Origin of the sequence: Acinetobacter sp. AHP123 (assembly GCF_023757925.1) — a bacterium.
Classification (GTDB): domain Bacteria; phylum Pseudomonadota; class Gammaproteobacteria; order Pseudomonadales; family Moraxellaceae; genus Acinetobacter; species Acinetobacter oleivorans.
Genome location: NZ_CP092454.1, coordinates 354,635 through 381,281, shown reverse-complemented (window position 1 = coordinate 381,281; position 26,647 = coordinate 354,635). Strand labels below are relative to the sequence as shown.

Here is a 26,647-nt window from a genome sequence, read left to right as displayed (position 1 = left end):
CTTATTATCTGTTATTAGCATACATGGCAAAACACAGGTTATTGTATAAAATTCATTACACTAGATGATTAAATGAAAACCTATAAAGATATAAAGACCCGATTACGCCCTTGGCGTTTTGCTTGATATAAAGCGTCATCTGCTTCTTTAAATAAATTTTCAATCGCTCTATGTGATGAAGGGGAATATAAACTTATACCAATACTGACTTGTATGAAAATTGGTAATTTCCCATAAATATAAATCGGTTGCTGACTAATTTTAATTCGTATTTGCTCTGCAAGGTCAAAAGCACTCTCTTTGGTGGTATCGGCAATGAAAATTGCAAATTCTTCACCGCCAAATCGTCCTAATAAATCATGAGGATGCAAAATATTTTGAATAGTGGTGACACAGGTCTGTAGGGCACGGTCTCCTATTTGATGGCCGTAGTTGTCATTAACTTGTTTGAAATGGTCTACATCCAGCATAAAAAAGGCTGAGATTTTATTTTCCTTGTGCACTTTTTCTTGAAGTAGTCTGACCGACTGCAAAAATTGGCGTCGAGTGAGACTTGAGGTTAACTCGTCATGCGCAATCGCGTGTTGAAGCTTTTGAATTAATTCTGAGTGTAAAACGCTAATACTGGAAACCGTAAGAGGGGCAATCGTCATCATGATTAAACCAATACGGATTGAAATCGTATTGCTGAAATAGTCATTTGGATAGAGTAAAAGATAATGTCCAGAGACATGATAAATAATGTAGGCACTCGTAAGACTTGTAATGAGTGCAACAACAATAGGTTTGTAGCGAATTGCACACCAAATCAGTGCAGCAATTGGGTAGAGTAGCGAACCGGGACCAGAATCATAATAGCTGGCTGCAATAGAAATGAGGACAGCCCCGAAAGGTAAAAGGTCGGTTACTTGTAAGCCGCGATTTCTTGAAAAATAATGTTTTACCTGACTATATTGAGGTAGGTTTAATATGATCGGTAAAAGAAGCAAAGCATTTTGCAATTCTGAAGTGAACCAGTAACCAAATTCATCCCATAAACCACCTAGCATAAATTTAGTATTAAACATGGGCACGAGAGTTGCTGCAAACAATGCGCCTGCTACGCTTCCTACTCCGCATAAAGCAAATAAAAAAAGGTAGGAATAACCTCGGTAGGCCGCTTTAATAGGCTGATTAAAAAACATATAGAGTGCAAACGTAGTAACAACATAAAGAAAATTTGACGTTGTTAAAACGAGTGTAAGAGCAAATGGAGTACCCTGAAGTAGATCGGCAACGACATAGCCGCTATAAGCACCTAAAAATGAGCTTAATCGACGTGTGCTTGGAAAGCGAATGAGTAAACCAAGCAAAACCGAGTTAGCAGGCCAGAAGAATGCGAGAAAGCTTAAAGGGCGAGATGCGATGCCAATAAAACAACATACTGCAATAATGAAGCTAAACAGGAGAAAAATTTTTAAAGAGGAGAAAAATGAAAATTCACGAAGTGAGTATGGCATCAGCTGCCCTTAATGATAAATACTCTTATCCAAGAGTAATAAAATATTATGCATGACTAAACATTCATCATAATTCAGAGGAGAAGCTGAATACAATAAAAAACAAACTAATATTATAAAAAAGTAAGTTATTAAAACTTAATAGTCGATGAACTGTGTAAATATTCTAAAATTAAAAAATGAAAAAAATCATCATAAACAAAAAAACTATTAAATAAACCGATTATGTGCGGTGAAACCCCCCTTACAACCCATAGAAGAATAGTTTTGTTTAGAAAATCATCCGAAAGACTAAGACGCTTCAACTAGCATGCGAAATTAGAAATCAGGTACAATTGGCGGGATTAATTTTGTGTTTGGTGTATTTGAAGGCCAATACATACATTCTTTGTTAAATAATAGGCCTGCCAGGAGTTATCCCCGCATGAGTGCCATTACTCCATACGACTGGGCGATTATCGCCTTCGTGATCGGCGTTACATTTCTTTGCGTCTTTATGCTCACAGTTCCCTTACTCCTCGGGGGGAAATCGTGGGGGCGTGCTAAGCAAGAGCAGTTTGAATCGGGTGTCGTGAGTGCTGGTGGCGCTCGCATTCGCCTGTCTGCAAAGTTCTATTTAGTTGCAATTTTCTTTGTTGTCTTCGACTTAGAGGCACTTTACCTCTATGCATGGTCTACTTCTGTGCGTGAAGTAGGGTGGTTGGGATATACCACAGTTGTGATCTTTGTCGTTGATTTATTGATTGCGCTTGTTTATGCCTTCTCTGTAGGTGCTTTAAGTTGGTCACCAGCAGATCGCCGTAAATCAGCAGGTGAGGCGATTAAAATCGGTTCACCAACAATGAACATTGCTGAAATTACACGCTTTAACTCTATTGAAGAGCTCGTAACTGACCCTACAGGCCAGATTCCAGCTCAATCATCAGGTCGTGTTAAGTCAAAAACTACACCTGCATTGTCATCTGAAAAGGAGTAAGTCGGGATGAAATATACTCTGACCCGCGCGAATCCGGATGCTGATCAATACCCATTGCAAGAACGTCAAATTGTGACAGATCCACTAGAAGAGGAAGTGAATAAGAACGTATTCATGACTCGTTTAGAGGATGTCTTGCATACAGCAGTAAACTGGGGGCGTAAAAACTCCTTGTGGCCATTTAACTTTGGTACCTCTTGTTGTTACGTTGAATATGCAACGACCTTAACAGGTGTGCATGACTTGTCACGTTTCGGCGCAGAGGTTATTCGTGCTTCACCTCGTCAAGCTGACTTGATGATTGTTGCAGGAACCTGTTTCGTAAAAATGGCCCCAGTTATTCAGCGTCTATATGAACAGATGTTAGAGCCTAAATGGGTCATCTCGATGGGTGCTTGTGCAAACTCTGGAGGTATGTACGACATCTATTCAGTAGTTCAAGGTGTAGACAAAATTATTCCTGTTGACGTGTACGTCCCAGGTTGTCCGCCTCGTCCTGAAGCATTAATTCAAGCTTTAATGCTTTTACAAGACCAGATTCAATTAGAGCGACGCCCGCTTTCTGCCGTGATCGGTGATGATCTTCAGCCAGTGTATAAGCCAAAGATGATGCCAGAACGTGACCGTAAGAATGCGCAGCGTATTGCCGTTAAAAACTTACGCTCTATGGATGAGATTAAATAATTTTTTGACGGTGTTTTGACATATCTAACCGATATGTTCATCGAGAAAATTGACAGAATTTGTATTAAATAGGAAGCCAAGCCAATGGCTGAAACTGACATTGCTATGCCAGAGTCAACACCAGTTGATTCACGCCCAGCATTTGCAATCGTAGAAGAACTCAAAACCAAATTTGGTGAGAACTTTTACGTGCAGGCGACTTTTGAAGAGTTTCCAACAGTCTGGGTTGAGCGCGCACGCGTGCAAGAAGTCCTTATGTTCCTACGTAAAGTGGAACGTCCATATGTAATGCTGTTTGACTTGTCTGCGATGGATGAGCGTTTACGTGTTCATCGTGATGGTTTGCCAGCATCTGACTTCACTGTGTTCTATCATTTATTATCGCTTGAGCGTAATAGTGACATTCGTATCAAGGTTGCCTTGAACGAAAATGATCTTAACCTTCCGACAGCGACTAATATCTGGCCAAATGCCAACTGGTATGAACGTGAAGCTTACGATATGTTCGGTATCAATTTCGAAGGGCATCCAATGCTCCGTCGTATCTTGTTGCCAACGTACTGGGAAGGTCACCCGCTTCGTAAAGAATATTCAGCACGTGCGACAGAATATACGCCGTACATGCAAGACAAAGCGAAACAAGACTTTGAACAAGAGCACTTACGCTTTGTGCCAGAAGACTGGGGTCTTAAGCGTGGTAACGCTGACGAAGACTTCATGTTCTTAAACTTGGGTCCTAACCATCCATCTGCACATGGTGCGTTCCGTGTTGTATTGCAGTTAGATGGCGAAGAAGTGAAGGATTGTGTTCCTGATATCGGTTATCACCACCGTGGTGTGGAAAAGATGGCTGAACGTCAAACATGGCATTCTTTCATTCCTTATACTGACCGTGTCGACTACTTAGGTGGTTGTGCTCAAAACATGCCGTATGTAATGGCTGTAGAGCAAATGGCTGGTATTAAAGTTCCTGAACGTGCGCAAGTGATTCGTGTCATGTTGAACGAATTGTTCCGTATTAATAACCACTTATTATTCTGTGGTACGGCAATTCAGGATGCCGGTGGTATGACACCAGTATTCTATATGTTCGCAGACCGTCAAAAAGTTTACGACATTGTTGAAGCAATCACGGGTTACCGTATGCATCCAGCATGGTTCCGTATTGGTGGTACAGCACACGATCTTCCAAACAACTGGCAAAAACTTGTTAAAGAATTGCTAGAGTGGATGCCTAAGCGCTTAAACGAATACTACACAGCGGCATTGAAAAACTCTGTGTTTATTGGTCGTACGCGTAACGTTGCACAATACGATGCTAAATCTGCACTCGCATGGGGTGTAACTGGTACTGGTTTACGTGCGACAGGTATTGATTTTGACGTTCGTAAATATCGTCCATACAGTGGCTATGAAAACTTCGATTTTGATGTGCCAGTTGAGTATGAAGGCGATGCATATGCACGTGTACTCGTTCACTTCCGTGAAATTACTGAGTCGTTAAAAATTATTCAACAGTGTTTGGATAACATGCCTTCTGGTCCATATAAAGCGGATCATCCATTGGCTGTTCCACCACCGAAAGATAAGACATTACAAGATATTGAAACCTTGATTACGCACTTCTTGAGCGTTTCATGGGGTCCTGTCATGCCAGCGGGCGAGTCATCATTTATGACTGAAGTGGTTAAAGGCGCAAGTACGTACTACTTGACTTCAGATAAAGCGACGATGAGTTATCGTACTCGTATTCGTACACCGACTTTTACTCACTTACAGCAAATGCCTTCAGTGATTAACGGAAGTTTGGTATCTGACTTAATCATTTATCTGGCGACCATTGACGTGGTTATGGCTGACGTGGATCGCTAAGAGGTAACACATAATGATGATTTTGACTGATAAAAAGCCACGTGTGAATGTTGAAGGAATTTTGACTGCGGAAGAAATTCACGATATCGAACATCACATTGGTCACTATCCATACCCTCGTGCAGCCTCTTTGGATGCATTGAAGTGTGTACAGCGCCGTAATGGTTGGGTAGATGACGCTCAAATGAATGCCATCGCACAGTTATTGTCGATGAGTGTTGCTGATTTGGAAGGTGTTGCAACATTTTACAACCGTATCTATCGCCATCCGGTAGGTCGTCACGTAATTTTGCTTTGTGACTCAATTGCTTGCTTCTTGATGGGTGCAGAAACACTTGCTGAAGCATTCCAGCGCGAACTAGGAATTCAGTATGGTCAGACGACACCAGATGGTCGTTTTACGCTGCTTCCAATTTGCTGCCTCGGCAACTGCGACAAAGGCCCAACTTTAATGATTGATGAAGATACTCACGGTTTAGTTGAAGTGACATCGGTCAAACAGTTATTGGAGAAGTATGTATGAATACTGAACCAAAACCAATTTATGGCGACGGTAATCCAGAAACTCATCCACTAACTTGGCGTTTAAGCAAACGTGACGAAGTTCGTGGTGCTGATGATTACGAAGCACTTGAAGGTTATGCTGGCTTTAAAAAAGCATTAGGCATGAAACCTGCTGAAGTGTTAGACGTGATTAAAGCTGCAACTGTAAAAGGTCGTGGTGGTGCGGGTTTCCCAGCGGGTATTAAATGGTCATTAATGGCACCAAATGATGGTGGTCCACGTTATTTGATCTGTAATGCCGATGAAATGGAACCGGGTACCTTTAAAGACCGTTTGTTGATGGAAAAACTTCCACATCAATTGATCGAAGGGATGTTAATTGCGGGTTATACCTTAGAGGCGACTCATGGTTATATCTTTATCCGTGGTGAATACATCGAGGCTGCTCAATATCTAAATGAAGCGTTAGAACAGATTCGTGCTAAAGGTTATTTAGGCGAAAATATTTTAGGTTCTGGCTGGAATTTTGAGTTGCATGTACATACGGGTGCAGGGCGTTATATCTGTGGTGAAGAAACTGCATTGATTAACTCGCTTGAAGGTCGTCGTGCTAACCCTCGTACTAAGCCACCGTTCCCGCAAGTTGCAGGAGCATGGGGCCGTCCAACAATTGTGAACAACGTTGAAACTTATAACAACTTGCCAGCAATTATGCTTCGTGGTCCAGAGTGGTATATCGGTTTATCGGCAGGTAAATCAAAAGACCCAGGCACTAAAATTTATGGTGCGTCAGGTAAAGTGAAATTCCCAGGTCTTTGGGAATTACCATTTGGTACAACTGCGCGTGAAGTGATTGAAGATCATGCTGGTGGTATGCGAGAAGGCTTAAAGCTTAAAGCATGGTTACCGGGCGGTGCTTCAACTGACTTTTTACCAGCAGATACCATTGATTTACCAATGGATGCAGACACGATTATGAAAGCAGGTTCTCGTTTGGGAACATGTTTATTAATGGTTGTAGATGAAACCCAATGCATGGTATCGCTCACTCGTAACTTAGAAGAGTTCTTTGCGCGTGAATCATGTGGTTTCTGTACACCATGTCGTGATGGTTTGCCATGGGCTGTTAAAGCGCTTAAAGCACTTGAAGCAGGCGAAGGTAAGAAAGAAGATATCGACCATTTACAAGAATTGACTCGTAAATTATGGATCGGTAAAACTTTCTGTGCCCACGCACCAGGTGCGATGGAGCCGCTTATGGGCGCACTCAAACATTTCCGTGGTGAGTTTGAAGCGAAAGTGACGACTCGTCCTGTCGTGCAAACCAGCAACGTAGAACAAGCTTAAGGAATTCGACTATGGCTACAATTCATGTCGATGGAAAATCGTATGAAGTCAACGGCTCGGAAAACTTGCTACAAGCATGTTTGAGTCTGGGCATCGACATCCCATATTTTTGTTGGCATCCATCCTTAGGTTCGGTTGGTTCTTGCCGTCAATGTGCTGTTACGCAATATGCGAATCCAGAAGATACGCGTGGTCGTTTGGTCATGTCTTGCATGACTCCAGCATCTGACAATACCTATATCTCAATTGAAGACAAAGAAGCAACGGATTTCCGTGCATCTATTGTTGAATTTTTGATGACGAATCACCCGCACGACTGTCCAGTCTGTGAAGAGGGTGGTCACTGTCATTTACAAGATATGACTGTAATGACGGGTCATGACCGTCGTCGTTACCGTTTTACAAAACGTACGCATTACAACCAAGAACTTGGCTCATTCATTGCACATGAAATGAACCGCTGTATTGCTTGTTACCGTTGTGTTCGTTACTACAAAGATTATGCGGGCGGTACAGACTTTGGTGTGTATGCCAATGCATCTCGTGTTTACTTCGGTCGTCCAGAATCAGGTACTTTAGAATCTGAATTCTCGGGTAACTTGACTGAAGTATGTCCAACAGGTGTATTCACTGATAAGACTCATTCAGAGCGTTATAACCGTAAATGGGATATGCAGTATGCACCAAGCGTGTGTCAAGGCTGTTCTTCTGGTTGTAACATTTCTCCGGGTGAACGTTATGGTGAAATCCGTCGTGTAGAAAACCGTTTTAATGGTTCGGTTAACCAATACTTCCTTTGTGACAAAGGTCGTTTTGGCACAGGTTATGTAAACCGTGCAGACCGTCCACGTCAGCCTCAGTTCCGTAACGGTGAAACTGTTGCAACTGTTTCTGTTGATCAAGCTTTAGATCAAACGATTGCAAAACTTCAAGGCAAAAAAGTCTTGGGTATTGGTTCTCCACGCGCAAGCTTGGAATCGAACTACGCACTACGTGAGCTTGTAGGTCAGGCAAATTACTCAACTGGTGTTGCTCAAAAAGAACAAAAACTTGTTGAACTTGCTGCATCTATCATGCAAACCGAGGGTATTTACAACCCGAACATGCGTGAAATTGAAAGCTATGATGCTGTTCTGATTTTAGGTGAAGACCTGACTCAAACTGCTCCACGTATGGCATTGTCTGTTCGCCAAGCTGCGAAAAACAAAGCTCGCGAAATGGCTGCGAAAACACGTACTCCAGATTGGTTGGCTGAACCTGTACAACGTATTGGTCAAGAAGCAAAATCTCCGATCTATATCTTGGCTGCAACTCAAACTCGTCTTGCCGATGTTGCAACTGGTGAAGTTGTTGCTTCTCCAAATGATATTGCACGTTTAGGCTTTGCCGTAGCAGCAGCAGTGAAAGGTGATGTATTAATTGGTCTGGATGACGATGCAAAAGCATTCGCTCAAACTATTGCTGACACTTTAAAAACAGCAAACAAACCATTAATCATTGCGGGGACAAGTTTGCAAGATGCTTCTATTATGGAAGCTGCGGCTGAGTTGACTCAGAACTTAGGTTCTAAAGCTGGTTTAAGTCTTGTGGTTCCTGAAGTGAACTCTATGGGCTTGGCATTGTTTGGTGGCTTAAGCCTTGAACAAGCATTTGCTCAAGACTACGACACACTTGTTATTGTTGAAAATGACTTGTTCCGTCGTTTACCTGCTGCTCAAGTAAAAGCTGCACTAGATAAAGCTGAAACAGTAATCGTGCTTGATCACAGTGAAACTGAAACTGTAAAACAGGCTGATATTGTTCTTTCAGCAGCAAGCTTTGCGGAAGGTGATGGTACTGTTGTAAGCCAAGAAGGTCGTGCACAGCGTTTCTATCAAGTTTACGATCCAAGTTACTACAAGCCTGAATATGCAATTAAAGAATCATGGCGTTGGTTACATGCCATTGAAACTGGCATTAAAGGGAAGGCTGTAGATTGGACATTGCTTGACGATGTGATTGAAAGCATCGTGAAAAATGTACCAGTACTTGAAGCAATTCAAGATGTGGCACCTGATGCTGGTTACCGTGTACATGGTTTGAAAATTGCGCGTGAGCCACGTCGTTATTCAGGCCGTACAGCAATGCGTGCACCGTTATCAGTTCATGAACCGAAACAGCCTACCGATCCAGATTCAGCATTAACATTCTCAATGGAAGGTTATGTTGGTCCGCAAAAAGCATCATCATTAGTACCATTTGCGTGGGCTCCGGGCTGGAACTCTCCACAATCTTGGAACAAATACCAAGATGAAGTAGGTGGTCACTTAAAAGGTGGTGATTCAGGTGTTCGTTTATTCGATCGCTTGGCAAAACGCCCTGCGCGTAGCTATGTTGCTCCAGTGCCTGTAGTTGCAAACCCTGAAAGTTTCCGCTTAGTACCAATGCATCATATTTTTGGTTCTGGTGAATTCACGATTAAAACACCTGCAATGGAAACTCGTATTCCAGAAGCTATGTTTGCAGTGGGCGAACAAGATGCAACTCGTTTGAACCTTCAAGAAGGTCAACGCATTACTGTAAAAGCAGGCGAAACCAGTGTGAGCTTGCCTGTACAAGTAATTGAATATTTACCTACAGGTTATATTGGTTACCCAGTTGGTTTAGCACCAATGGTGTCACTAGCTGAGCCTGTATCAGTGGCTTTAGGAGTGTAATTCATGAATCAAGAAATTATACGTCAAACGCCACTTTGGGCTGAGAACTGGCCAATCGCCTATGCTGTAGTTCAAGCAGTTGTGATTTTGCTTGTTGTTGTTTTAGTTGCAGCGTTGATGTCTTTCATTGAACGTCGTTTACTTGCTTGGTGGCAAGACCGTTATGGTCCAAACCGTGTTGGTCCTGGTGGTATGTTCCAGATCGTTGCCGACATGCTCAAGATCATGTTCAAAGAAGACTGGACACCAAAATTTGCTGATAAACTTACATTCCGTTTAGCGCCAGCTGTTGCAATGGCAACAGCGGTTCTTTCATTCATGGTAATCCCGGTGAGTCCTTCACTGGGTGTTGCCGACATGAGTATCGGTTTGTTGTTCTTCATGGCAATGGCTGGTATTGCAGTCTATGCAGTATTGTTTGGTGGCTGGGCTTCAAATAACAAATACTCATTGCTTGGTGGTTTACGTTCAGCTGCTCAAACCATTTCTTATGAAGTGTTCTTGGGTATCTCATTGATGGGTGTGGTTGCAATTGCAGGCTCATTTAACCTTCGTGAAATTGTTGAAGCACAACGCGATGTTTGGTTCGTTATTCCACAATTCTTAGGTTTCTTGATTTTTGTGGTTGCTGGTGTTGCGGTAACTCACCGTCATCCATTTGACCAACCAGAAGCAGAACAAGAATTGGCTGAAGGTTACCATGTTGAATATGGTGGTATGAAATGGGGTATGTTCTTCGTTGCTGAATATGTCAACGTGGTACTTATTTCTGCATTGATCGTAACTTTATTCTTCGGTGGTTGGTTAGCACCATTCAATTTAGAAATTCCATTTGTTCCGCCAGTATTCTGGTTTGTGATTAAAACAGCATTCTTTGTAATGATGTTTGTTTTGGCTCGTGGTTCTTTAATGCGTCCACGTTATGACCAAGTCATGAACTTTGGTTGGAAAATTTGTTTGCCATTGGCGTTGGTCAACTTGTTAGTGACTGGTGCTGTGATTCTGATGAATCAGGCCTAGGACAGCAGGGAGTACAAAATGTATAAATTTCTAGCTGGATTCGGATCGATTGTACGTTCGTTGTTTATGGTATTTAGCCATGTAACGCGTAAACGTGACACGATTTTATATCCAGAAGTACCGGCTGAACAGATTGTGCCGCCACGCTTTCGTGGTCGTATTGTGTTAACGCGTGACCCAGATGGGGAAGAGCGTTGTGTGGCATGTAACCTATGTGCGGTTGCGTGTCCAGTTGGCTGTATCTCACTACAAAAAGCAGAAACAGAAGATGGACGTTGGTATCCGGAATTTTTCCGTATCAACTTTTCACGTTGTATTTTCTGCGGTATGTGTGAAGAAGCTTGTCCAACAACTGCAATTCAGCTCACACCAGACTTCGAGTTAGGCGAATACGTACGTCAAGACCTTGTTTATGAGAAAGAAAACTTACTCATTTCAGGTCCGGGAAAATACCCAGACTACAACTTCTACCGTGTAACGGGTATGGCGATTAACGGTAAAGAGAAAGGTCAAGCACAAAAAGAAAGTGCACCAATCGATGTACGGAGTCTATTACCATGATGTGGCCGTTTTATTTGATGGCACTCGTGGCCATCGTTTCTACGGTTCGTGTAGTGACTAACACGAACCCTGTACACGCTTTGCTTAGTCTAATTGTTTCATTGCTTGCTGTTGCTGGTATTTTCATGATCGTGGGGGCGCCTTTTGCAGGTGCTCTTGAAATCATCGTCTATGCCGGAGCAATTATGGTTCTGTTCGTATTCGTTGTGATGATGCTTAACTTAGGTCAACACACTGTTGAACAAGAACGTAAATGGCTTTCTTCAGATGCTTGGGCATATCCAGCACTCATGAGTTTCTTACTCGGCTTGCTTTTAGTTTGGATGCTTGGTGGTGAATACACTACTATTTCAGCACCGCTTGGGGCACAAGTGATTGGACCAAAAGTCGTTGGTCAAGCACTCTTTACTCACTATTTATTATTGGTTGAAGTTGCCGCGATGTTATTGCTAGCAGCCCTTGTTGCAGCATACCACTTAGGTAAACGTGAACCAGGTGCAGAAGAGGAAAAAGAATAATGGGCCAGATTCCTTTAGAACATGGTTTGATTGTTGCAACCATCCTTTTTGCACTCGGTTTTTACGGTGTAATGGTGCGACGCAACCTATTATTTATGTTAATGAGCCTTGAGGTCATGATGAATGCTGCTGCATTGGCATTTGTTCTTGCGGGTAGCGTATGGGCACAACCAGATGGACAAGTGATGTTCATTCTGATTTTGACCCTTGCAGCAGCAGAGGCATGTATCGGTCTTGCGATTGTCCTTCAGTTCTATCATCGCTTCCATCATTTGGATGTGGATGCTGCTAGTGAGATGCGCGGATGAGTTATTTATATCTAACAGTATTATTTCCGCTAATCGGTTTTATTTTGTTGGCGGCGGGACGAGACAAACTCTCTGAAAATGTTGCAGCAATTATTGGTGTAGGTTCTGTAGGTTTATCTACATTATTTGCATTGATTGCTGGAATGGCATTTACCACAAGTGGTCAGCAAGTTTTTGTTCAAAATCTGTGGACATGGTTCAATGTTGGTGGTTTTGCGCCAGGCATTAGCTTACATTTAGATGGCTTATCTTTACTTATGATGGGCATGGTGACAGGTGTTGGTTTCTTAATCCATATCTTTGCATCATGGTACATGCGTGGTGAAGAAGGTTATGCGCGTTTCTTCTCTTATTTCAACCTGTTTGTTGCCAGCATGCTTGTGCTTGTATTGGGCGACAACTTAGCGTTGTTATTCTTAGGTTGGGAAGGCGTAGGTCTTTGCTCTTATTTGCTTATCGGTTTCTATTATGCAAACCCTGCAAATGGTTGGGCTGCGATCAAAGCATTTACAGTTACCCGCGTAGGTGACGTATTCTTACTTATCGCTTTATTCTTGCTTTACCAACAATTTGGTACGCTGAATACTCAGTACATCGTTGAACACGCAGCAGAAGTAATGACGAAGAGTTCGTCTCTTACGATCTGGACTGCATTAATGTTGTTCTTGGGTGCTGCTGGTAAATCTGCGCAAATTCCATTGCAAACATGGTTAGCAGATGCAATGGCAGGTCCAACACCTGTTTCTGCATTAATCCATGCTGCAACAATGGTAACGGCTGGTGTGTACTTATGCTGCCGTCTATTCAGCGTATTTGAACTTGCTCCTGAAGTGATGCAATTCATTTCGGTAACTGGCGCGGTAACTTTGTTAGTTGCAGGTTTTGCTGCACTCGTACAAACAGACATCAAACGTATCTTGGCTTACTCAACAATGAGTCAGTTGGGTTATATGTTTATGGCTGTAGGTGCAGAAGCGTATCAAGCTGGCTTGTTCCATATGTTGGCTCACGCATTCTTTAAGGCATTATTATTCTTGTCTTCTGGTGCTGTGATTTTGGCTTACCACCACGAGCAAAACATCTTCAAAATGGGTGGTTTGTTCAAACGTAACAAATTCCTATTTGCTTGTTTCGCGATTGGTGGTGGTGCATTAGCAGCGATTCCATTCTTGACCATTGGCTTCTTCTCTAAAGATGCGATTCTTGGTGAAGTTTGGGTACAAGGTCAATCAGTTGCCCTATATCACACCTTATATTGGGTGGGTGTAGCAGGTGCATTCCTGACTTCAATCTATACATTCCGTTTAATCTGGGTTGTATTCTTTGGTCAAGAAAACACGCCTTACCATGAAATTAAAGGCGCAACTTACTGGGCTCCATTGGGCATTTTAGCTGTACTATCTACTTTTGTGGGTGCCGTATTAAAAGCGCCTGTAGCTGGTATTCTTAATACTGCAAAAATTCCTGAATTCCACGTGGCTGAACAATTTGTTGAAGGCATGCATGGGGCAGAGCATTTAGCGGTAGGAATTGCGCTAGTTGGTCTAGTTGTTGGTATAGCATTATTTACATTTGCTTATGGTGCAGTGAAATCATTTGCTCAAACAAGTTTGGGTTCAGGTTTGGCACATATTTGCCGTACCGCTTTTGGTTTTGATGCATTGTATGACATCGTTTTTGTTAAACCTTATTTATTCTTCGCCAAAATCTTTGGCCGTGACCCGATTGACAGTTTGTGGTTAGTTCTTCCTGCACTTGTTAAAGGCGGAAACAGTTTTACAAGCTCACGTCAAACCGGTTCATTGCGTGAATACGCATCAAGTATGTCACTCGGTGTAGTGGTGTTATTGATGATCTTGATCGTTATTCAGGTAGTGGGGAAATAAAATGGAAAACAATTTAATTTTACCCGCGCTGATCCTTGTTCCGTTCATTGCTGGTTTTATTTGTTGGTTAGTCGATAAGCTCGACAAAACCTTGCCACGCTGGATTGCCTTGATTGGTATGCTCATTACTTTGGGCTTAGGTCTTGCACTTTGGCAAAATGGAACTTATAGCTATGAGATGGGTTCAAAAATCCCAACTTGGTCTGCTGAGTTCTATTTACCGTGGATTCAATCACTCGGTATCGGCATTCACTTAGCTGTGGATGGCTTATCTTTACTCATGGTGTTATTAACAGCGTTACTTGGTGTACTTGCTGTTGGTTGTTCATGGGGTGAAATTCAAAAGAACGTTGGTTTCTTCCACTTAAACCTTTTATGGAGTTTAGGTGGCGTTATCGGTGTATTCTTAGCGATTGACCTGTTCCTGTTCTTCTTCTTCTGGGAGATGATGCTTGTACCAATCTACTTCCTGATTGCGTTATGGGGTCATAAAGGTTCAAACGGTCGTTCACGTGTTTACGCAGCTACTAAGTTCTTCCTTTACACGCAAATCGCTGGTTTAGTGATGTTAATCGGTATTCTTGGTCTTGTAGTTTATGGCTACATGATGACCGGAATGATCGGTTTTGATTACAACTATTTATTAGCTGTAGCGAATCACTTACCGCCTGGCTTAGCGTACGGTTTCATGATCTGTTTCTTCATCGGTTTTGCCGTGAAGTTACCAGTGTTCCCATTACACGGTTGGTTACCAGATGCGCACGCTCAAGCACCTACAGCAGGTTCTGTAGATTTAGCGGGTATCTTGATTAAAACAGCTGCGTATGGCTTGCTTCGTTTTGTTATTCCATTCTTCCCGACAGCTTCTGCTCAGTTTGCAGACATTGCGATTATTTTCGGTTTGATTGGTATTTTCTACGGCGCATGGTGTGCTTACCAGCAAACTGACATGAAACGTTTACTTGCGTACACGTCGATTTCACATATGGGCTTTATTTTACTTGCGATCTACGCAGGTAACATTTTGACCTTCCAAGGTCTAATGATCATGATGTTGGCACATGGTTTGTCATCAGCTGCATTGTTCATTATGTCTGGTCAAATCTACGAACGTTTACATACACGTGACTTGCGTTTAATGGGTGGTCTTCGTGGCCAGCTTCAGTACTTGCCATTTTTCTTGATGTTCTTCGTTGCTGCTCTTGTTGGTGTGCCAGGTTTAGGTAACTTTATTGGTGAATTCCTGATTTTGATGGGTTCATTTAATAAATATCCTGTATTCACGATTCTTGCTTCTATCAGCCTTGTATTCGCAGGCTTATACGGCTTGATTTTGATTCACCGCGCTTTGTTTGGTGAACCAAATCCTGAACAAAAGCAACACTACACTAGTCCACTAAAAGACTTATCTGCTCGTGAAGTTGGTATTTTGATGATTTGTGCGATTGGTCTCGTTTGGCTTGGTATCTACCCACAAACATTCTTGGATGTATCTCATTCAAGCATGCAGTGGTTCGTCAATAGTTATGTGCCAGTTCAAGAAGTCGTTGACACTGTTCAGCAAACAGCTACTCAACTTGACCATGTGGAGATCCAATAATCATGAACTTCACAGTATCATTCGCTACGCTTATGCCTTTAGCTCCGGTGATGATTGTTGCTTTGACAACAATCGTCGTCATGCTGTTAATTTCAATTAAGCGTAATCATAATTTAATCGCAACAGCTTCTGTTGTTGGTTTAAACCTCGCTGCACTTTATATTTTATTTGCGGTATTTGGCGGTAAGTTTGTACCGGCAAATGTGATGGGCATGTTTATGGTTGATCCATTTACCATGTTCTATCAATTTATGATTTTGATTGCGGCGTTGGCTTGTTGTACTTTGTCTCACGCTTACATCGAAACCTATAAAGATAACCGCGAAGAACTCTATCTTTTGTTACTTGCTTCGGTAGCAGGTGCAATGTTGATGGTTGCAAGTTCTCACTATGCATCGTTCTTCATTAGCCTTGAGTTAATGTCGATCCCTGTATACGGTTTACTTGCTTATACTTATCAACGTAGTAGTTCACTTGAAGCTGGTATTAAATATCTTGTACTTTCAGCGACAGCTTCTGCAATGTTGTTGATGGGTATGGCATATATCTATGCATATACTGGTTCACTTTCATTCTATGATTCTGTACAGGCTTTATTTGGCGCAATTAAACAGCCAATGGTGTTATTAGGTTTAGCACTCATTATCTTTGCTGTTGCGTTTAAATTATCGCTTGCGCCGTTCCATAAATGGACACCAGATGTATATGCAGGTGCACCAGCGCCAATGGCAACTTTCTTAGCGACTGCTGCTAAAGTTGCAACCATTGGTTTGTTCGTGCGCTATATGCTTGCTTCGGGCGCAATTATGGTGGATTCGTTAGTCACTATTTTGACAATCATTGCAGTATTGTCGATTTTAGTTGGTAACTTACTCGCTGTTCGTCAAGTTAACTTAAAACGTATTCTCGGTTATTCATCTATTGCTCATTTTGGTTATTTGTTAATTGCTTTAATTAGCATGACTTATGCGAGCTTGGGTAGCGTAACTGTATATGTGGTGTCTTACGTATTAACAACTATCGGTGCTTTTGGTGCTGTAGCGTTAATGTCTAGCCCATATAACAACGTAGATGAAGCACAAAGTCTTGCAGACTACCGTGGTTTGTTCTGGCGTCGTCCAGTACTTACAGCAACTTTAACAGTCATGATGTTATCTTTGGCTGGTATTCCATTAACAGCAGGCTTCATTGGTAAGTTCTTGGTTGTAATGGCTGCTGTAACAACTCAACACTGGTTCTTGGCTGCCATGATTATTGTGGGTAGTGGTATTGGTTTGTACTATTACTTACGTGTGATGGTTGTAATGTATATGACACCACCAGAAACTCCTCGTATTGATGCAGATGCTCATTGGGGTCAAAAAGTAGGTGGTTTAATGGTATTAGCTGCTGCTGCATTAGTTATTATTTTGGGTGTTTACCCAGATCCAATGATTAACTTAGCATTAAAAGCAGAAATTTTATCTCCATTACATTTCATGCTTTCACAACAACACTAATTCTAGTGTACAAAAAAGCCTCCAAATCTGGAGGCTTTTTTTTATTGAGCATTAAAAAAAGATTATAATAAATACGTTTTTATATTTTTAGGTAACATCTGTGGCCATTCAAGAAATTCGTCACCCACTTATTCGTCATAAATTAGGTTTGTTGCGTCGTTCTGACATCAGTACTAAGAATTTCCGTGAGCTTGCTCAGGAAGTGACTATGTTGTTGACGTATGAAGCAACAAAAGATTTACCAGTGGTGGATTGTGAAATTGCTGGATGGGCTGGAACTGTTACTACACAGCGTATTGCTGGTAAAAAAATAACGATTGTACCGATTTTACGTGCAGGAATTGGTATGCTGGATGGCGTACTTAATCTGATTCCAAGTGCAAAAGTAAGTGTTTTAGGTCTTGAGCGTAATGAAGAAACACTAGAAGTTCGTACTTATTATAAAAAACTAGTTCCAGATGTCGCTAATCGTCTTGCAATGATTATCGATCCAATGTTGGCAACAGGTAATTCATTAGTTGCTGCGATTGATGTATTAAAGGCGAGTGGCTGTAAAGATATACGTGTTATGGTATTAGTTGCTGCTCCTGAAGGTGTCGCTAAAGTTGAAGCAGCTCATCCAGATGTACAGATTTATACAGCATCTATTGATAATGGCTTAAATGAACAAGGCTATATTGTTCCTGGTCTAGGTGATGCGGGCGATAAAATTTTTGGTAGTGTCCAAAAAGACTAATTTTTGAAATAACGATAAAAGAGACTTAATCAAACCGTAAAGTTTTGAGAGCGGATTGAAAGTCTCTTTTTAATTTTCTGCTGTAATAACAGTATTGAAAAAGTAAGGTAAAGATCATGAAGCAAGAATTTTATACCGGAAAGGTTAAACAATATGATCCTGATAAGGGATTTGGCTTTATTTCGACTACTGAAGGAGATATTTTCTTTCATATTTCTGATTTCCCTGCATCCGAAGGTGAGCCAAAAAGAAATGAAAAAGTGAGATTTCTTGCGGCAGATAATCAGGGGAAATTTAAGGCTATCAAGATCGAGCGTATTGATCCTAATCCGGCTAAAACAAAAAAGAATAAAATCGCTGATCATAATAAAGCGATTACGTCAGAATTGTTATCACATTTTCGACGTTAATAGAGATTCTCAATCTTCAAGGCTAGCTTGTTGTCGAGTTTAGCTGTGACGGACAGAGGATTATTGATAACGTTTCGAACAAGTAAGTAATGCAAAATTAAGGGAGGTGATAGCTTCCCTTAATTGTCTTAACCAATAAATAATAAAATGGTGAGCCATGTGAGAATGACTCAAGATGGCACTAGAAGATCATGTCTTAAACTTGATCTTCACAGAATTGCAAGAATGCTTTAAGACCAGGGCCTTGGTATTTTTGACGATGTACTAACATGTAAAGTGGGCGAGTGAGTTGCCAGAAAGGTGTTTCTAAAATCACTAATTGTCCTTTTTCAATTAAAGGCTCAATAGCAAGTTTAGAGATACAAGACATTCCTAAACCACCAGCAACGATTTTTAAGATTGCTTCATTGTGACCTAAGGTTAGGCGAATATTGGCATCTGGGAGATCTTGCAAAATAGCATTATCAAACACTTCACGAGTTCCTGAACCTTCCTCACGTAAAATCCATTCAACTTGATAAAAATCATTTGCTGTTAAAGGTCGATTTAAACGTGCTAGAGGGTGATTAGGGGAGCAACATACTGCAAGCTCATCATCTCGCCAGTGAATACATTGAAGTTGAGGCAGGTGACATGAGCCTTCAATTAATGCCAAATCAAGCTGAAACTGATTGACTGCTTCAATCATTTGGCGTGTGTTGCCTACCTGTAATTGTAAGTGGGCTTTGGGATGATACTGTAAAAAGTTCGCCATTAAATCTGGCATGAGATAATCACTGATCGTTAGAGTTGCCCCAATACGTAAATCAATGCTTTGTAACTCACCTTTTGCAGCTTGCTCAAAAGCTTCACAGCGACCTAATATTTCTAGCGCTTGAGGCAATAAAAACCGACCAAGATCATTGAGTTGTAGTCGTTTACCTAAACGATCAAATAGAGGGGCACCAAGACCATCCTCTAAATCGGCTAAAGCCATACTTGCTGCACTTTGCGTCAGTCTGACCGCATCACTGGCTTTGGTGACAGTTCCTTCTTGAGCGACTGCTACAAAAACAGCCAACTGGCGTAATGTCATGCGCATGTTTAAAAAGCCTTAACGTTTAAAAGTATTCATTATTTCGGCTGTCATGCTAACATGAGCGCACTATTTCATGCCACGTTGAAATCATGTCAATTGAAAAATTTAGCGTAGAAAAAGTTTTATCTGTACACCGTTGGACGCCAACTCTTTTTAGTTTCACCATGACTCGCCCTGCACATTTTAAATTTACGGCTGGGCAATTTGCGCGTATTGGACTGAAAGTTGGAGAGGAACTTGTTGTTCGTGCCTATTCGGTAGTGTCGTCTCCATTTGATGAAACGCTAGAATTTTTCTCGATTGTAGTACCTGACGGTGCATTTACCTCAAATCTTCAACATTTGAAGGTAGGTGATGAGCTTTACTTAGAAAAAATACCTTATGGTTATCTTACTTTAGCTCGCTATCAACAGCCTTTACCGCATGATTTATGGTTATTGGCAACTGGTACGGGTTTGGCGCCGTTTTTGTCGATGCTACAAGACTTCGATACATGGTCTAAATATCAAAAGATTAATTTGGTCTACAGTGTCCGTACCGCAGCTGAATTAGCTTATGTCGATCGTATTCAAGAAATTGCTGAAACATTTGGGGAAGGGCACATTGGTTTTAAATTTATTTCAATTATCACTCGTGACCCATCAGCACAGTTACATGATCGTTTGCCAGTTTTGATTGAGAACGGTGAATTAGAAAAAGTTGCTGGTATAGAACTGAGCCCTGCAACAAGCCATGTCATGCTTTGTGGAAACCCAGAAATGGTAGATGACACGAAAGATGCTTTAAAGCGCCGTGGTTTGACGATGAATCGTCGAGGTGAGGGAAATATTGCAGTAGAAAATTACTGGTAACAAACGACAATTAAAAGAACTTTAAAATTATTTTTATGGATATGTTTATTAATGGACAAACATATCCATAAATTCACGAATTTCGGAAATTGCACTGTCTACATCGCTTGAAAGCCAAGTCGGTTCAAAAAGCCCTGCATAATGTTCCAAACGATCTTGAGGAACAACTAAGCGAACAGGGCAGTCTTCTTCAAGTAAACGCCAAGGTAAAATTGGAACTTCATTGTCCAGAAAAATATTGATATTACGAATATCAACAATCATGGCGTTAATACAGTCAGGAAATGGCATCACTGAAAACTCTTCAGTACGGCGACGAAAATACTCCAGATCACCCCATTTGAGTTCATAACTTGGTTTATTAAATTCAATAATACCAATCAGATGTTCATCTCTCGTCTGGTGTATATAACATTGATGTGTGACGTCAGTGTCGAGATCAAGAGTTACGTTTTGCTGACGATACATCATAAAATAGAGCAGCTTTAAAACAAGGGGGCTTATTATAGCCTATTTTATAAAAAGTAAGCGCTAAAACATATTGTATTACAAATGGGGAATAGACGAAGTTTGTGAATAACGAGAAATTATTTTTAAACGTCTAAATAAATGTGTGCAAATTTTATACTATTTTTATTGATTTAAAAGTAGAGTTTTGCAACTACAGACACCTTCCAATAATGCTTTTTCACACAATGCAACAAAGCAAATTGCTATGATGAATATAAAGTTAATGATAATAGAAGAGGGGAAAGAAGATGCATGACTTTTCAAAACCACCTCATGTGACGAGTCCTGAAGAAACTGCGAAAAAAAGAAGACTGCCAGTTTATATTTTAATTATTGTTGGGCTTTTTCTTCTTGCACTAATTGTCTATATGGTTGCTGACCACAACCAGACTCCTAAACAAGAAGGAGCATTTCAAAATGAGACCACACCACATGTAATTAAGGGTAGTTCTGATTTGAATTTAAAGACCTATACAGGGTAATAAGAGAATCAGTTTAACTTGATATCAAGCCTTTAGGTGTAAACCTGAAGGCTTTTTTGCAACCTTTTGCATCAATTTGTTGTATTTGTGCAGAAGTGTGTTGATTAGAAAATATTCAAAACATAATGTGAGATAGACCGCATTCATCGTCATTTTTTACAACGAATGGTGTTTCCTAGAGATAACACTGAAAAGAACATAACAATTGAGGACATAACAATATGAATGAATTTTTTGATGGGCCTCGCGGCGCTCAATTTGATGCGATGTATTACTGGGATCAGTTTCATCCTATCCTGGCTGCAGTAGTGATCTTATTGGTTGGTTGGATAATTGCTTTATTAGTAGCAGCAGGTGTGAAAAAGCTTCTACAAAAAGTAAATACCAATGCCAAACTATCTTCAGCTACGGGCAGAGCGCCAAATATTGAAGGTCTGATCTCCAAGGTTGTATTCTGGTTTATTCTGATTTTAGCTGTTGTTGCGGCTCTAAATGTGCTCAACATTAGTGGAGTGAGTGGCCCATTCAGCAACATGGTAAATCAGGTACTGGTCTACATTCCAAATATTATTGCTGCTGTGGTGGTGGGTTTTATTGGTTGGATCGTTGCTCGACTGGTGCGGGCAGGGATTACCAATGTTTTATCCAGAACCCAACTCGATGATAAGTTAAGCAGTGAAGTGGGTGTAGGTGGAATTAGCCAGAACATTGGTGAAATTCTTTACTGGCTTGTATTGTTACTTTTCCTTCCGATTGTTTTGTCAATATTAGGACTTACAGGCTTACTCATTCCAGTTCAAAATATGGTAAATGACGCCGTAGCTTTCTTACCGAATATCTTTATTGCTGGCGTTATCGTTTTTGTTGGTTATATCTTGGCAAAAATTGTACGCGGTATTGTTGAAGGTCTAGTAAATAGCTTAGGTGTTCAGGCTCAAGCGGAAAAAATTGGTCTTTTTAAAAGCTCTAATGTAGGCAAATTCTTAGGTTCATTTGTTTTTGCCATCATCATTATTACTACATTAATTGTAGCGTTCGAAGCGTTAGGTATTGAGACAATTTCTCAACCTGCGACAGCAATGCTAAATGAAATCTTGCAAGCAATTCCAAACATTATTGCGGCTGGTCTAATTTTACTGGTTGCTTATATTGTTTCTCGTTTTGTTGGCCGCTTAGTCGCTGAACTCATTGCAGGTACAGGTGTTGATGAAATTCCTGCAAAATTAGATGTACAACGCTTCTTAGGTCAAACTAAAGTTTCTAATGCAGTTGGCTGGCTAATTGTATTCTTTACTATGCTATTTGCAGTATCTGAAGCAGCGGACCGTCTTGGTTTCGATCAAATCAGTGGTCTCATTGCAATGTTTATCCATTTCGGTGCAAACATTCTATTGGGTGCTGTAATTTTAGTAATTGGTTTCTGGCTAGCGAATGTTGTAGCGAATGTGGTGCAACGTGGTGAGTATAATAGTTCACGTTGGTTAGCTAGTTTAGTTCGTGTTTTAATTATTGGTCTGGTACTTGCGCTTGGTTTAAGAGCAATGGGTATTGCAGATTCAATTGTTAACCTTGCATTTGGTTTGACTCTAGGCGCGGTTGCCGTAGCTTTCGCTCTTGCATTCGGTTTAGGGGGGCGCCAACCAGCAGAACGACTTTTAACTGATTTGCTTGATAAAGCGAAAAAAGAAGCGAATCAACCAAATCCTCTTTATCAACCGCCTTCTAATACGAGTAGTTCAGCTCCAGCTACAACTACATCTACGCCAATAACTCCACCATCAACAGCTCCATCTGATGCAAAACCAGCAGATTCTGTACAGGTGAATCCAGCGCAACCTCCAGTGAATAAACCGTTTGGTTCTACAGGCGAAAATGATGAAATTTAAGGGGATTAAATTAAATTTCAGATAAACAGTACAAAAAATCTTTGATTTTTGTGATAAGTTCGACCACTCTATATTGAGTGGTCGTTCTTTTTTGGCCGTTATAAAAACAAATAAGTGAGGAAAATACGATGAAGAAACCAGGTCGTTTTTTAGCACCGATTGTCATTGCCGGAATTACGGTAGGGTTTTTAGCAAGTGCTTATAAATTTGTATTTAGTAAGTCAGAAAGCTCAAAACAGACTACTTCTCAGCCACAAGATTCATCGAACGCATCAAGTAGTTCGAAAAACTCAAATTAGCTTATACATATTGGGCAGCAGCATAGGCAGAAGACCATGCCCACTGGAAGTTGTAGCCCCCTAAATGTCCAGTGACATCGAGCACTTCTCCCACAAAAAACAGTCCTTTCTGCTTTTTACTTTCCATGGTCTTAGAAGATACTTCTGTTGTATCTATTCCACCTAAAGTAACTTCAGCGGTACGATATCCTTCTGTGCCAGACGGTTTAACTGCAAAGCCATGTAGCTGCTCGGCAATATGATCTAGCTGTGCATCACTGATATTGCCAATCGCTGTTTCGCTCTGTTCTGACCATATGAGTTGTTGTAACTCTTGGATAATACTTTTGGCAGTAAACTCATTAAGAAGAGTACGTAATAAAACTTTTGGCTGTGCTTTCTTTTTATTTTTTAAATAGGTTGCTAAATCTTGGCTAGGGAAAAAGTCAATTTTAAAACTTTCTCCTGAATTCCAATAGTTTGAAAGCTGCAAAGAACTTGGCCCACTCAAGCCACGGTGGGTAAATAATAACGCTTCAGTAAAACTATTTTTTGAGTTGCTTAACGTCACATCTAAAGCATTACCACTTAAGCGTGTGGTCACTTCTTTAATGTGATCTGAAAAAGTAAATGGAACTAAACCTGCACGAGTTGGAAAAACTTGATGTCCAAATTTTTGTGCTAGTTCATAGCCAAATCCAGATCCCCCAAGAGTCGGAATGGATAAGCCACCCGTAGCAATAACTAAAGAATCACAAGTGTAATGTCCTTGATTGGTGTTTAGTGAAAATCCACCTTTTTCTAAGGGTGTAATTTGGCCAACTTCGCAATGGGTTTGAATATCCACATTTTTGGTTTTATTACACTCACTCACCAACATCTCTAAAATTTCTTTAGCGCCGTTTAGCGTAAATAATTGTCCGTGTTTACGTTCTTCATAGGCAATTTTGTAGTCACATACCAAACCGATAAAGTCCCAGTTGCTATAGCGTGATAGGGCAGAAATAACGAAGTGCGGATTATGAGAAATATAGTTATCAGGTTCGACATACAGATTGGTAAAGTTACACTTACCGCCACCTGACATTAAAATCTTTTTACCAATTTTATTGGCTTTTTCTAAAATTAAAATCGAGCGCCCACGTTTAGCAGCATGTGCAGCCAACATGAGTCCAGAAGCACCTGCACCTAAGACAATGACATCGACATGGCTGTTAGACATAAGAGGTTCTCGATTAATCTTGAAAATTAAAAAGGGGCATATACTATCATGCCGAGCCTTAGTCATGCTAAAGACATTTACAGCTCTGGTGAATAAGGCTCCCTAAATATTTATGAGTCAGTAGCTTGGTTTATTTCTTATATCTGCTTGTAAGCCACCAGAATGAATTGCCAGAATGCGAGTTCCTTCAGGGAAGTAGTTGTTTTTGATAAGGTCAAACAGACCGAACATCATTTTTCCCGTATAGATCGGTTCAAGGGGCACAGCGTATTGTTCTTCGAAATTTTCTATAAATGCCAGTAACTCAGATGAAGTTTTCGCATAACCACCGCAGCAATAAGCATCTGTCAGCGACCAATTCTGTTTTTTAGTCCACTGCATAATATCTTGTTGTAGAAAGTCGCCTTTTAATGCTGAAAATCCTAGAACCTTTTGATGCGGTGCGCTTCGTTCAATGAGTCCTGAAATCGTGCCTCCAGTTCCAACTGCACAGCAAATGACATCATAGTTGTGTAAATCGCTTTGACTGAGAATTTCCTGACATCCTTGTACTGCTAGCTCATTAGAACCACCTTCAGGAATAATGAAGGTTTCAGGAAATTGATTGTGTAATTGTTTAAGGTAATTTGCATCATCCCTCAAGCGATATTCAGTGCGCGAGACAAAATGTAGATGCATTCCTAAACTTTGAGCTTTTGCCAGTGTTGGGTTAAGAGGCTGGGTTGCTAATTCTTCACCACGAATAATGCCTACACTTTTAAAGCCAAAAAGATGAGCTGCATACGCAGTTGCTGCAATATGGTTTGAATAAGCCCCACCAAAAGTCAAAATGCCTGATAATGCTTGTTGTTTTGCGGCAAGCAGATTGTATTTTAGTTTGAAAAATTTATTACCTGAGATTTGGGGATGAATTAAATCTAGCCTCTTAATGTCAAGATGCAGGTGATAGGGTAGTTGAATATGTTGATAAGGAACTGATTGAGCAATGTGATCAAACATTAGAAATTGAGAAAATAATGATTGATCACATTGTAACTTTTTAAATAGAACTTTAAAAAGCTGTTTACGAATTTGTATCGACAGAAGTAACCACTGACATGCCAGGACGTAAATGTTCCATTCCTTCCTGATTTGGATCAATAGTAATGCGTACGGCAATTCGTTGAACAACTTTGGTAAAGTTACCTGTCGCATTGTCAGGTTTTAATACACTGAACTCGGAACCCGCAGCAGGTGAGATCTGCTCAACATGCCCTGTAAATTTTTTGTGTTTCATCGCATCGACTGTAAACCATGCCTTCTGACCAATTCGCATATTGGCAATTTGGGTTTCTTTGAAATTGGCAATCACCCAAGTTTGCTGTGGAATGAGATAGAGTAACTGTGAGCCTGCTGCTACATATTGCCCAACACGAGGGTTAACTTCACCAAGTTGGCCATCCATCGGAGCAACAATAACGCTATAGTCTTTGGTGGTTTGTGCTTGGTCTAACTGTGCTTTAGCACTTGAAACTTGTGCTTCTAAACCAGCTTCTGCAACTTGTGCTGTTTTAAGTGCTTCATTTGCCACTAATACATTAGCTTCTGCTTGCTTCAGTGCTGCAAGGTTATTTTCAGCATCTGCTGCGGCTTTATCTTGCTCAGATTTAGAAGCTGCGCCACTATTTCCTAGTTGTTGATAGCGTCTAAGCTGGGCTAAAGAAAGTTCGTATTGAGCTTTGGCTTGATCTACTTTAGCTTGTGCCGCCACAATGTCAGCTTGTTTTTGGGCAATCGATTGAGTTTGATTAGCTAAGGTATTTTTAGCTTGTTCAACACCTGATGCTGCTTGTGTTACTTTTTGGTCGTAAGTGGTTGCATCAATATGCATGAGCACTTGACCTTTTTTGACATGATCAAAGTCTTTAACGACTACATCTTTAACGTAACCATTAATTTGTGACGATAAAATCGTGGTTTTACCTTTGACATAACTATTGTCAGTTTGCTGGACACTCGTTGCAAATGGCCCGATTCTCCATGCCCATAAAATCACTAAAATACCGACAATAAGAACACCTAACATCCATAACAGTGTTGAGCGTTTTGTCGGAATCAGTTTACTTGCAGGTGCAGGTGCAGGTGCAGGTGCAGGTGCAGGTGCAGGTGTTGGCTCGTTGGCGGGTGCCTGAGCTGGTGTTGGTTCCGGTTTGTTTTGATCATCTGACATATATCAATCTCAATT

General features: G+C 40.9%; 25 protein-coding genes. 19 read left to right on the top strand and 6 right to left on the bottom strand.

Annotation, left to right across the window (positions count from 1 at the left end):
* Window positions 1-80: 80 nt before the first annotated feature.
* Entirely contained in the window at window positions 81-1,499 is a 1,419-nt protein-coding gene (locus MJX77_RS01790; protein ID WP_252060419.1) for a GGDEF domain-containing protein, read from the bottom strand.
* Between the two features lie 424 nt (window positions 1,500-1,923).
* Between MJX77_RS01790 and ndhC the strand changes: the two genes are divergently transcribed.
* From ndhC to MJX77_RS01715, 15 genes are all read left to right on the top strand, one after another.
* Window positions 1,924-2,475, top strand: coding sequence for an NADH-quinone oxidoreductase subunit A (gene ndhC / locus MJX77_RS01785; protein WP_003653481.1), 552 nt, complete (start codon window positions 1,924-1,926; stop codon window positions 2,473-2,475).
* Between the two features lie 6 nt (window positions 2,476-2,481).
* Window positions 2,482-3,159 (top strand): NuoB/complex I 20 kDa subunit family protein, encoded by a 678-nt coding sequence (locus MJX77_RS01780; RefSeq protein ID WP_002050353.1) that lies wholly within the window; start codon window positions 2,482-2,484, stop codon window positions 3,157-3,159.
* Window positions 3,160-3,243: 84 nt separating this feature from the next.
* Window positions 3,244-5,031, top strand: a complete 1,788-nt coding sequence (nuoC, locus tag MJX77_RS01775; RefSeq protein WP_004794331.1) for an NADH-quinone oxidoreductase subunit C/D — start codon at window positions 3,244-3,246, stop codon at window positions 5,029-5,031.
* A 13-nt stretch (window positions 5,032-5,044) separates the two neighbouring features.
* Window positions 5,045-5,554, top strand: a complete 510-nt coding sequence (gene nuoE / locus MJX77_RS01770; RefSeq protein WP_005302974.1) for an NADH-quinone oxidoreductase subunit NuoE — start codon at window positions 5,045-5,047, stop codon at window positions 5,552-5,554.
* Window positions 5,551-6,882, top strand: a complete 1,332-nt coding sequence (gene nuoF, locus MJX77_RS01765) for an NADH-quinone oxidoreductase subunit NuoF (protein ID WP_049838194.1) — start codon at window positions 5,551-5,553, stop codon at window positions 6,880-6,882. Before nuoE ends, nuoF begins: the two co-directional genes overlap by 4 nt.
* A gap of 11 nt (window positions 6,883-6,893) precedes the next feature.
* Window positions 6,894-9,578: an NADH-quinone oxidoreductase subunit NuoG gene (nuoG, locus tag MJX77_RS01760; RefSeq protein WP_144735480.1), complete on the top strand. Its 2,685-nt coding sequence runs from the start codon at window positions 6,894-6,896 to the stop codon at window positions 9,576-9,578.
* A gap of 3 nt (window positions 9,579-9,581) precedes the next feature.
* Window positions 9,582-10,598, top strand: a complete 1,017-nt coding sequence (gene nuoH, locus MJX77_RS01755; protein ID WP_004703499.1) for an NADH-quinone oxidoreductase subunit NuoH — start codon at window positions 9,582-9,584, stop codon at window positions 10,596-10,598.
* 18 nt (window positions 10,599-10,616) lie between these two features.
* Window positions 10,617-11,159, top strand: coding sequence for an NADH-quinone oxidoreductase subunit NuoI (gene nuoI / locus MJX77_RS01750; RefSeq protein WP_004794319.1), 543 nt, complete (start codon window positions 10,617-10,619; stop codon window positions 11,157-11,159).
* Entirely contained in the window at window positions 11,159-11,677 is a 519-nt protein-coding gene (gene nuoJ / locus MJX77_RS01745) for an NADH-quinone oxidoreductase subunit J (RefSeq protein WP_014205902.1), read from the top strand. Before nuoI ends, nuoJ begins: the two co-directional genes overlap by 1 nt.
* On the top strand, window positions 11,677-11,985 hold the full coding sequence (gene nuoK / locus MJX77_RS01740) for an NADH-quinone oxidoreductase subunit NuoK (RefSeq protein ID WP_003653467.1): 309 nt from the start codon (window positions 11,677-11,679) through the stop codon (window positions 11,983-11,985). The genes nuoJ and nuoK overlap by 1 nt, the downstream gene beginning before the upstream one ends.
* Window positions 11,982-13,871, top strand: a complete 1,890-nt coding sequence (nuoL, locus tag MJX77_RS01735; protein ID WP_252060418.1) for an NADH-quinone oxidoreductase subunit L — start codon at window positions 11,982-11,984, stop codon at window positions 13,869-13,871. Before nuoK ends, nuoL begins: the two co-directional genes overlap by 4 nt.
* A gap of 1 nt (window position 13,872) precedes the next feature.
* Window positions 13,873-15,471 (top strand): NADH-quinone oxidoreductase subunit M, encoded by a 1,599-nt coding sequence (gene nuoM / locus MJX77_RS01730; protein ID WP_004794314.1) that lies wholly within the window; start codon window positions 13,873-13,875, stop codon window positions 15,469-15,471.
* A 2-nt stretch (window positions 15,472-15,473) separates the two neighbouring features.
* The gene (gene nuoN / locus MJX77_RS01725) at window positions 15,474-16,970 is read left to right on the top strand and encodes an NADH-quinone oxidoreductase subunit NuoN (RefSeq protein ID WP_004794312.1); all 1,497 of its coding nucleotides are present in this window, start codon (window positions 15,474-15,476) and stop codon (window positions 16,968-16,970) included.
* A gap of 100 nt (window positions 16,971-17,070) precedes the next feature.
* Window positions 17,071-17,706: a uracil phosphoribosyltransferase gene (gene upp, locus MJX77_RS01720; protein WP_004794310.1), complete on the top strand. Its 636-nt coding sequence runs from the start codon at window positions 17,071-17,073 to the stop codon at window positions 17,704-17,706.
* Window positions 17,707-17,822: 116 nt separating this feature from the next.
* On the top strand, window positions 17,823-18,116 hold the full coding sequence (locus MJX77_RS01715) for a cold shock domain-containing protein (RefSeq protein WP_004794308.1): 294 nt from the start codon (window positions 17,823-17,825) through the stop codon (window positions 18,114-18,116).
* 196 nt (window positions 18,117-18,312) lie between these two features.
* Here the strand turns inward: MJX77_RS01715 and gigC are convergent, their stop codons facing one another.
* On the bottom strand, window positions 18,313-19,197 hold the full coding sequence (gene gigC / locus MJX77_RS01710; protein ID WP_004794306.1) for a LysR family transcriptional regulator GigC: 885 nt from the start codon (window positions 19,195-19,197) through the stop codon (window positions 18,313-18,315).
* Between the two features lie 86 nt (window positions 19,198-19,283).
* On the opposite strand from gigC, the gene MJX77_RS01705 reads away from it, so the two are divergent.
* A complete protein-coding gene (locus tag MJX77_RS01705) occupies window positions 19,284-20,045 on the top strand; it encodes a ferredoxin--NADP reductase (RefSeq protein WP_005302981.1) in 762 nt (253 codons plus the stop codon).
* Between the two features lie 48 nt (window positions 20,046-20,093).
* Here MJX77_RS01705 and MJX77_RS01700 read toward each other — a convergent pair whose 3' ends face one another.
* Window positions 20,094-20,513 carry a hypothetical protein gene (locus MJX77_RS01700; RefSeq protein ID WP_171056780.1) on the bottom strand — a complete coding sequence of 140 codons (420 nt, stop codon included), beginning with the start codon at window positions 20,511-20,513 and terminating at the stop codon, window positions 20,094-20,096.
* A gap of 290 nt (window positions 20,514-20,803) precedes the next feature.
* Here MJX77_RS01700 and MJX77_RS01695 point away from each other — a divergent pair, with 290 nt between their 5' ends.
* The 3 genes from MJX77_RS01695 (at window position 20,804) to MJX77_RS01685 (ending at window position 23,222) form a co-directional block, all read left to right on the top strand.
* Window positions 20,804-21,037 (top strand): hypothetical protein, encoded by a 234-nt coding sequence (locus MJX77_RS01695; protein WP_005302983.1) that lies wholly within the window; start codon window positions 20,804-20,806, stop codon window positions 21,035-21,037.
* A 221-nt stretch (window positions 21,038-21,258) separates the two neighbouring features.
* Window positions 21,259-22,923, top strand: a complete 1,665-nt coding sequence (locus MJX77_RS01690) for a mechanosensitive ion channel (protein ID WP_252060417.1) — start codon at window positions 21,259-21,261, stop codon at window positions 22,921-22,923.
* Between the two features lie 128 nt (window positions 22,924-23,051).
* On the top strand, window positions 23,052-23,222 hold the full coding sequence (locus tag MJX77_RS01685; protein ID WP_004794296.1) for a hypothetical protein: 171 nt from the start codon (window positions 23,052-23,054) through the stop codon (window positions 23,220-23,222).
* A gap of 1 nt (window position 23,223) precedes the next feature.
* Here the strand turns inward: MJX77_RS01685 and MJX77_RS01680 are convergent, their stop codons facing one another.
* The 3 genes from MJX77_RS01680 to MJX77_RS01670 all read right to left on the bottom strand — a co-directional run bounded on the left by MJX77_RS01680 (window position 23,224) and on the right by MJX77_RS01670 (window position 26,632).
* The gene (locus MJX77_RS01680; protein ID WP_252060416.1) at window positions 23,224-24,423 is read right to left on the bottom strand and encodes a BaiN/RdsA family NAD(P)/FAD-dependent oxidoreductase; all 1,200 of its coding nucleotides are present in this window, start codon (window positions 24,421-24,423) and stop codon (window positions 23,224-23,226) included.
* A gap of 117 nt (window positions 24,424-24,540) precedes the next feature.
* Window positions 24,541-25,422: a 1-aminocyclopropane-1-carboxylate deaminase/D-cysteine desulfhydrase gene (locus MJX77_RS01675; protein ID WP_252060415.1), complete on the bottom strand. Its 882-nt coding sequence runs from the start codon at window positions 25,420-25,422 to the stop codon at window positions 24,541-24,543.
* Between the two features lie 64 nt (window positions 25,423-25,486).
* Complete coding sequence (locus MJX77_RS01670; protein WP_252060414.1) at window positions 25,487-26,632, bottom strand: HlyD family secretion protein; 1,146 nt, start codon at window positions 26,630-26,632, stop codon at window positions 25,487-25,489.
* Window positions 26,633-26,647: the final 15 nt, after the last annotated feature.

What these genes read in the sequence shown, in the direction of transcription:
- MJX77_RS01790 (WP_252060419.1), bottom strand. Translation starts at nt 1,499, where the DNA reads ATGCCATACTCACTTCGTGAATTTTCATTTTTCTCCTCTTTAAAAATT.
- ndhC (WP_003653481.1), top strand. Translation starts at nt 1,924, where the DNA reads ATGAGTGCCATTACTCCATACGACTGGGCGATTATCGCCTTCGTGATC.
- MJX77_RS01780 (WP_002050353.1), top strand. Translation starts at nt 2,482, where the DNA reads ATGAAATATACTCTGACCCGCGCGAATCCGGATGCTGATCAATACCCA.
- nuoC (WP_004794331.1), top strand. Translation starts at nt 3,244, where the DNA reads ATGGCTGAAACTGACATTGCTATGCCAGAGTCAACACCAGTTGATTCA.
- nuoE (WP_005302974.1), top strand. Translation starts at nt 5,045, where the DNA reads ATGATGATTTTGACTGATAAAAAGCCACGTGTGAATGTTGAAGGAATT.
- nuoF (WP_049838194.1), top strand. Translation starts at nt 5,551, where the DNA reads ATGAATACTGAACCAAAACCAATTTATGGCGACGGTAATCCAGAAACT.
- nuoG (WP_144735480.1), top strand. Translation starts at nt 6,894, where the DNA reads ATGGCTACAATTCATGTCGATGGAAAATCGTATGAAGTCAACGGCTCG.
- nuoH (WP_004703499.1), top strand. Translation starts at nt 9,582, where the DNA reads ATGAATCAAGAAATTATACGTCAAACGCCACTTTGGGCTGAGAACTGG.
- nuoI (WP_004794319.1), top strand. Translation starts at nt 10,617, where the DNA reads ATGTATAAATTTCTAGCTGGATTCGGATCGATTGTACGTTCGTTGTTT.
- nuoJ (WP_014205902.1), top strand. Translation starts at nt 11,159, where the DNA reads ATGTGGCCGTTTTATTTGATGGCACTCGTGGCCATCGTTTCTACGGTT.
- nuoK (WP_003653467.1), top strand. Translation starts at nt 11,677, where the DNA reads ATGGGCCAGATTCCTTTAGAACATGGTTTGATTGTTGCAACCATCCTT.
- nuoL (WP_252060418.1), top strand. Translation starts at nt 11,982, where the DNA reads ATGAGTTATTTATATCTAACAGTATTATTTCCGCTAATCGGTTTTATT.
- nuoM (WP_004794314.1), top strand. Translation starts at nt 13,873, where the DNA reads ATGGAAAACAATTTAATTTTACCCGCGCTGATCCTTGTTCCGTTCATT.
- nuoN (WP_004794312.1), top strand. Translation starts at nt 15,474, where the DNA reads ATGAACTTCACAGTATCATTCGCTACGCTTATGCCTTTAGCTCCGGTG.
- MJX77_RS01715 (WP_004794308.1), top strand. Translation starts at nt 17,823, where the DNA reads ATGAAGCAAGAATTTTATACCGGAAAGGTTAAACAATATGATCCTGAT.
- gigC (WP_004794306.1), bottom strand. Translation starts at nt 19,197, where the DNA reads ATGCGCATGACATTACGCCAGTTGGCTGTTTTTGTAGCAGTCGCTCAA.
- MJX77_RS01705 (WP_005302981.1), top strand. Translation starts at nt 19,284, where the DNA reads ATGTCAATTGAAAAATTTAGCGTAGAAAAAGTTTTATCTGTACACCGT.
- MJX77_RS01700 (WP_171056780.1), bottom strand. Translation starts at nt 20,513, where the DNA reads ATGTATCGTCAGCAAAACGTAACTCTTGATCTCGACACTGACGTCACA.
- MJX77_RS01695 (WP_005302983.1), top strand. Translation starts at nt 20,804, where the DNA reads ATGCATGACTTTTCAAAACCACCTCATGTGACGAGTCCTGAAGAAACT.
- MJX77_RS01690 (WP_252060417.1), top strand. Translation starts at nt 21,259, where the DNA reads ATGAATGAATTTTTTGATGGGCCTCGCGGCGCTCAATTTGATGCGATG.
- MJX77_RS01685 (WP_004794296.1), top strand. Translation starts at nt 23,052, where the DNA reads ATGAAGAAACCAGGTCGTTTTTTAGCACCGATTGTCATTGCCGGAATT.
- MJX77_RS01680 (WP_252060416.1), bottom strand. Translation starts at nt 24,423, where the DNA reads ATGTCTAACAGCCATGTCGATGTCATTGTCTTAGGTGCAGGTGCTTCT.
- MJX77_RS01675 (WP_252060415.1), bottom strand. Translation starts at nt 25,422, where the DNA reads ATGTTTGATCACATTGCTCAATCAGTTCCTTATCAACATATTCAACTA.
- MJX77_RS01670 (WP_252060414.1), bottom strand. Translation starts at nt 26,632, where the DNA reads ATGTCAGATGATCAAAACAAACCGGAACCAACACCAGCTCAGGCACCC.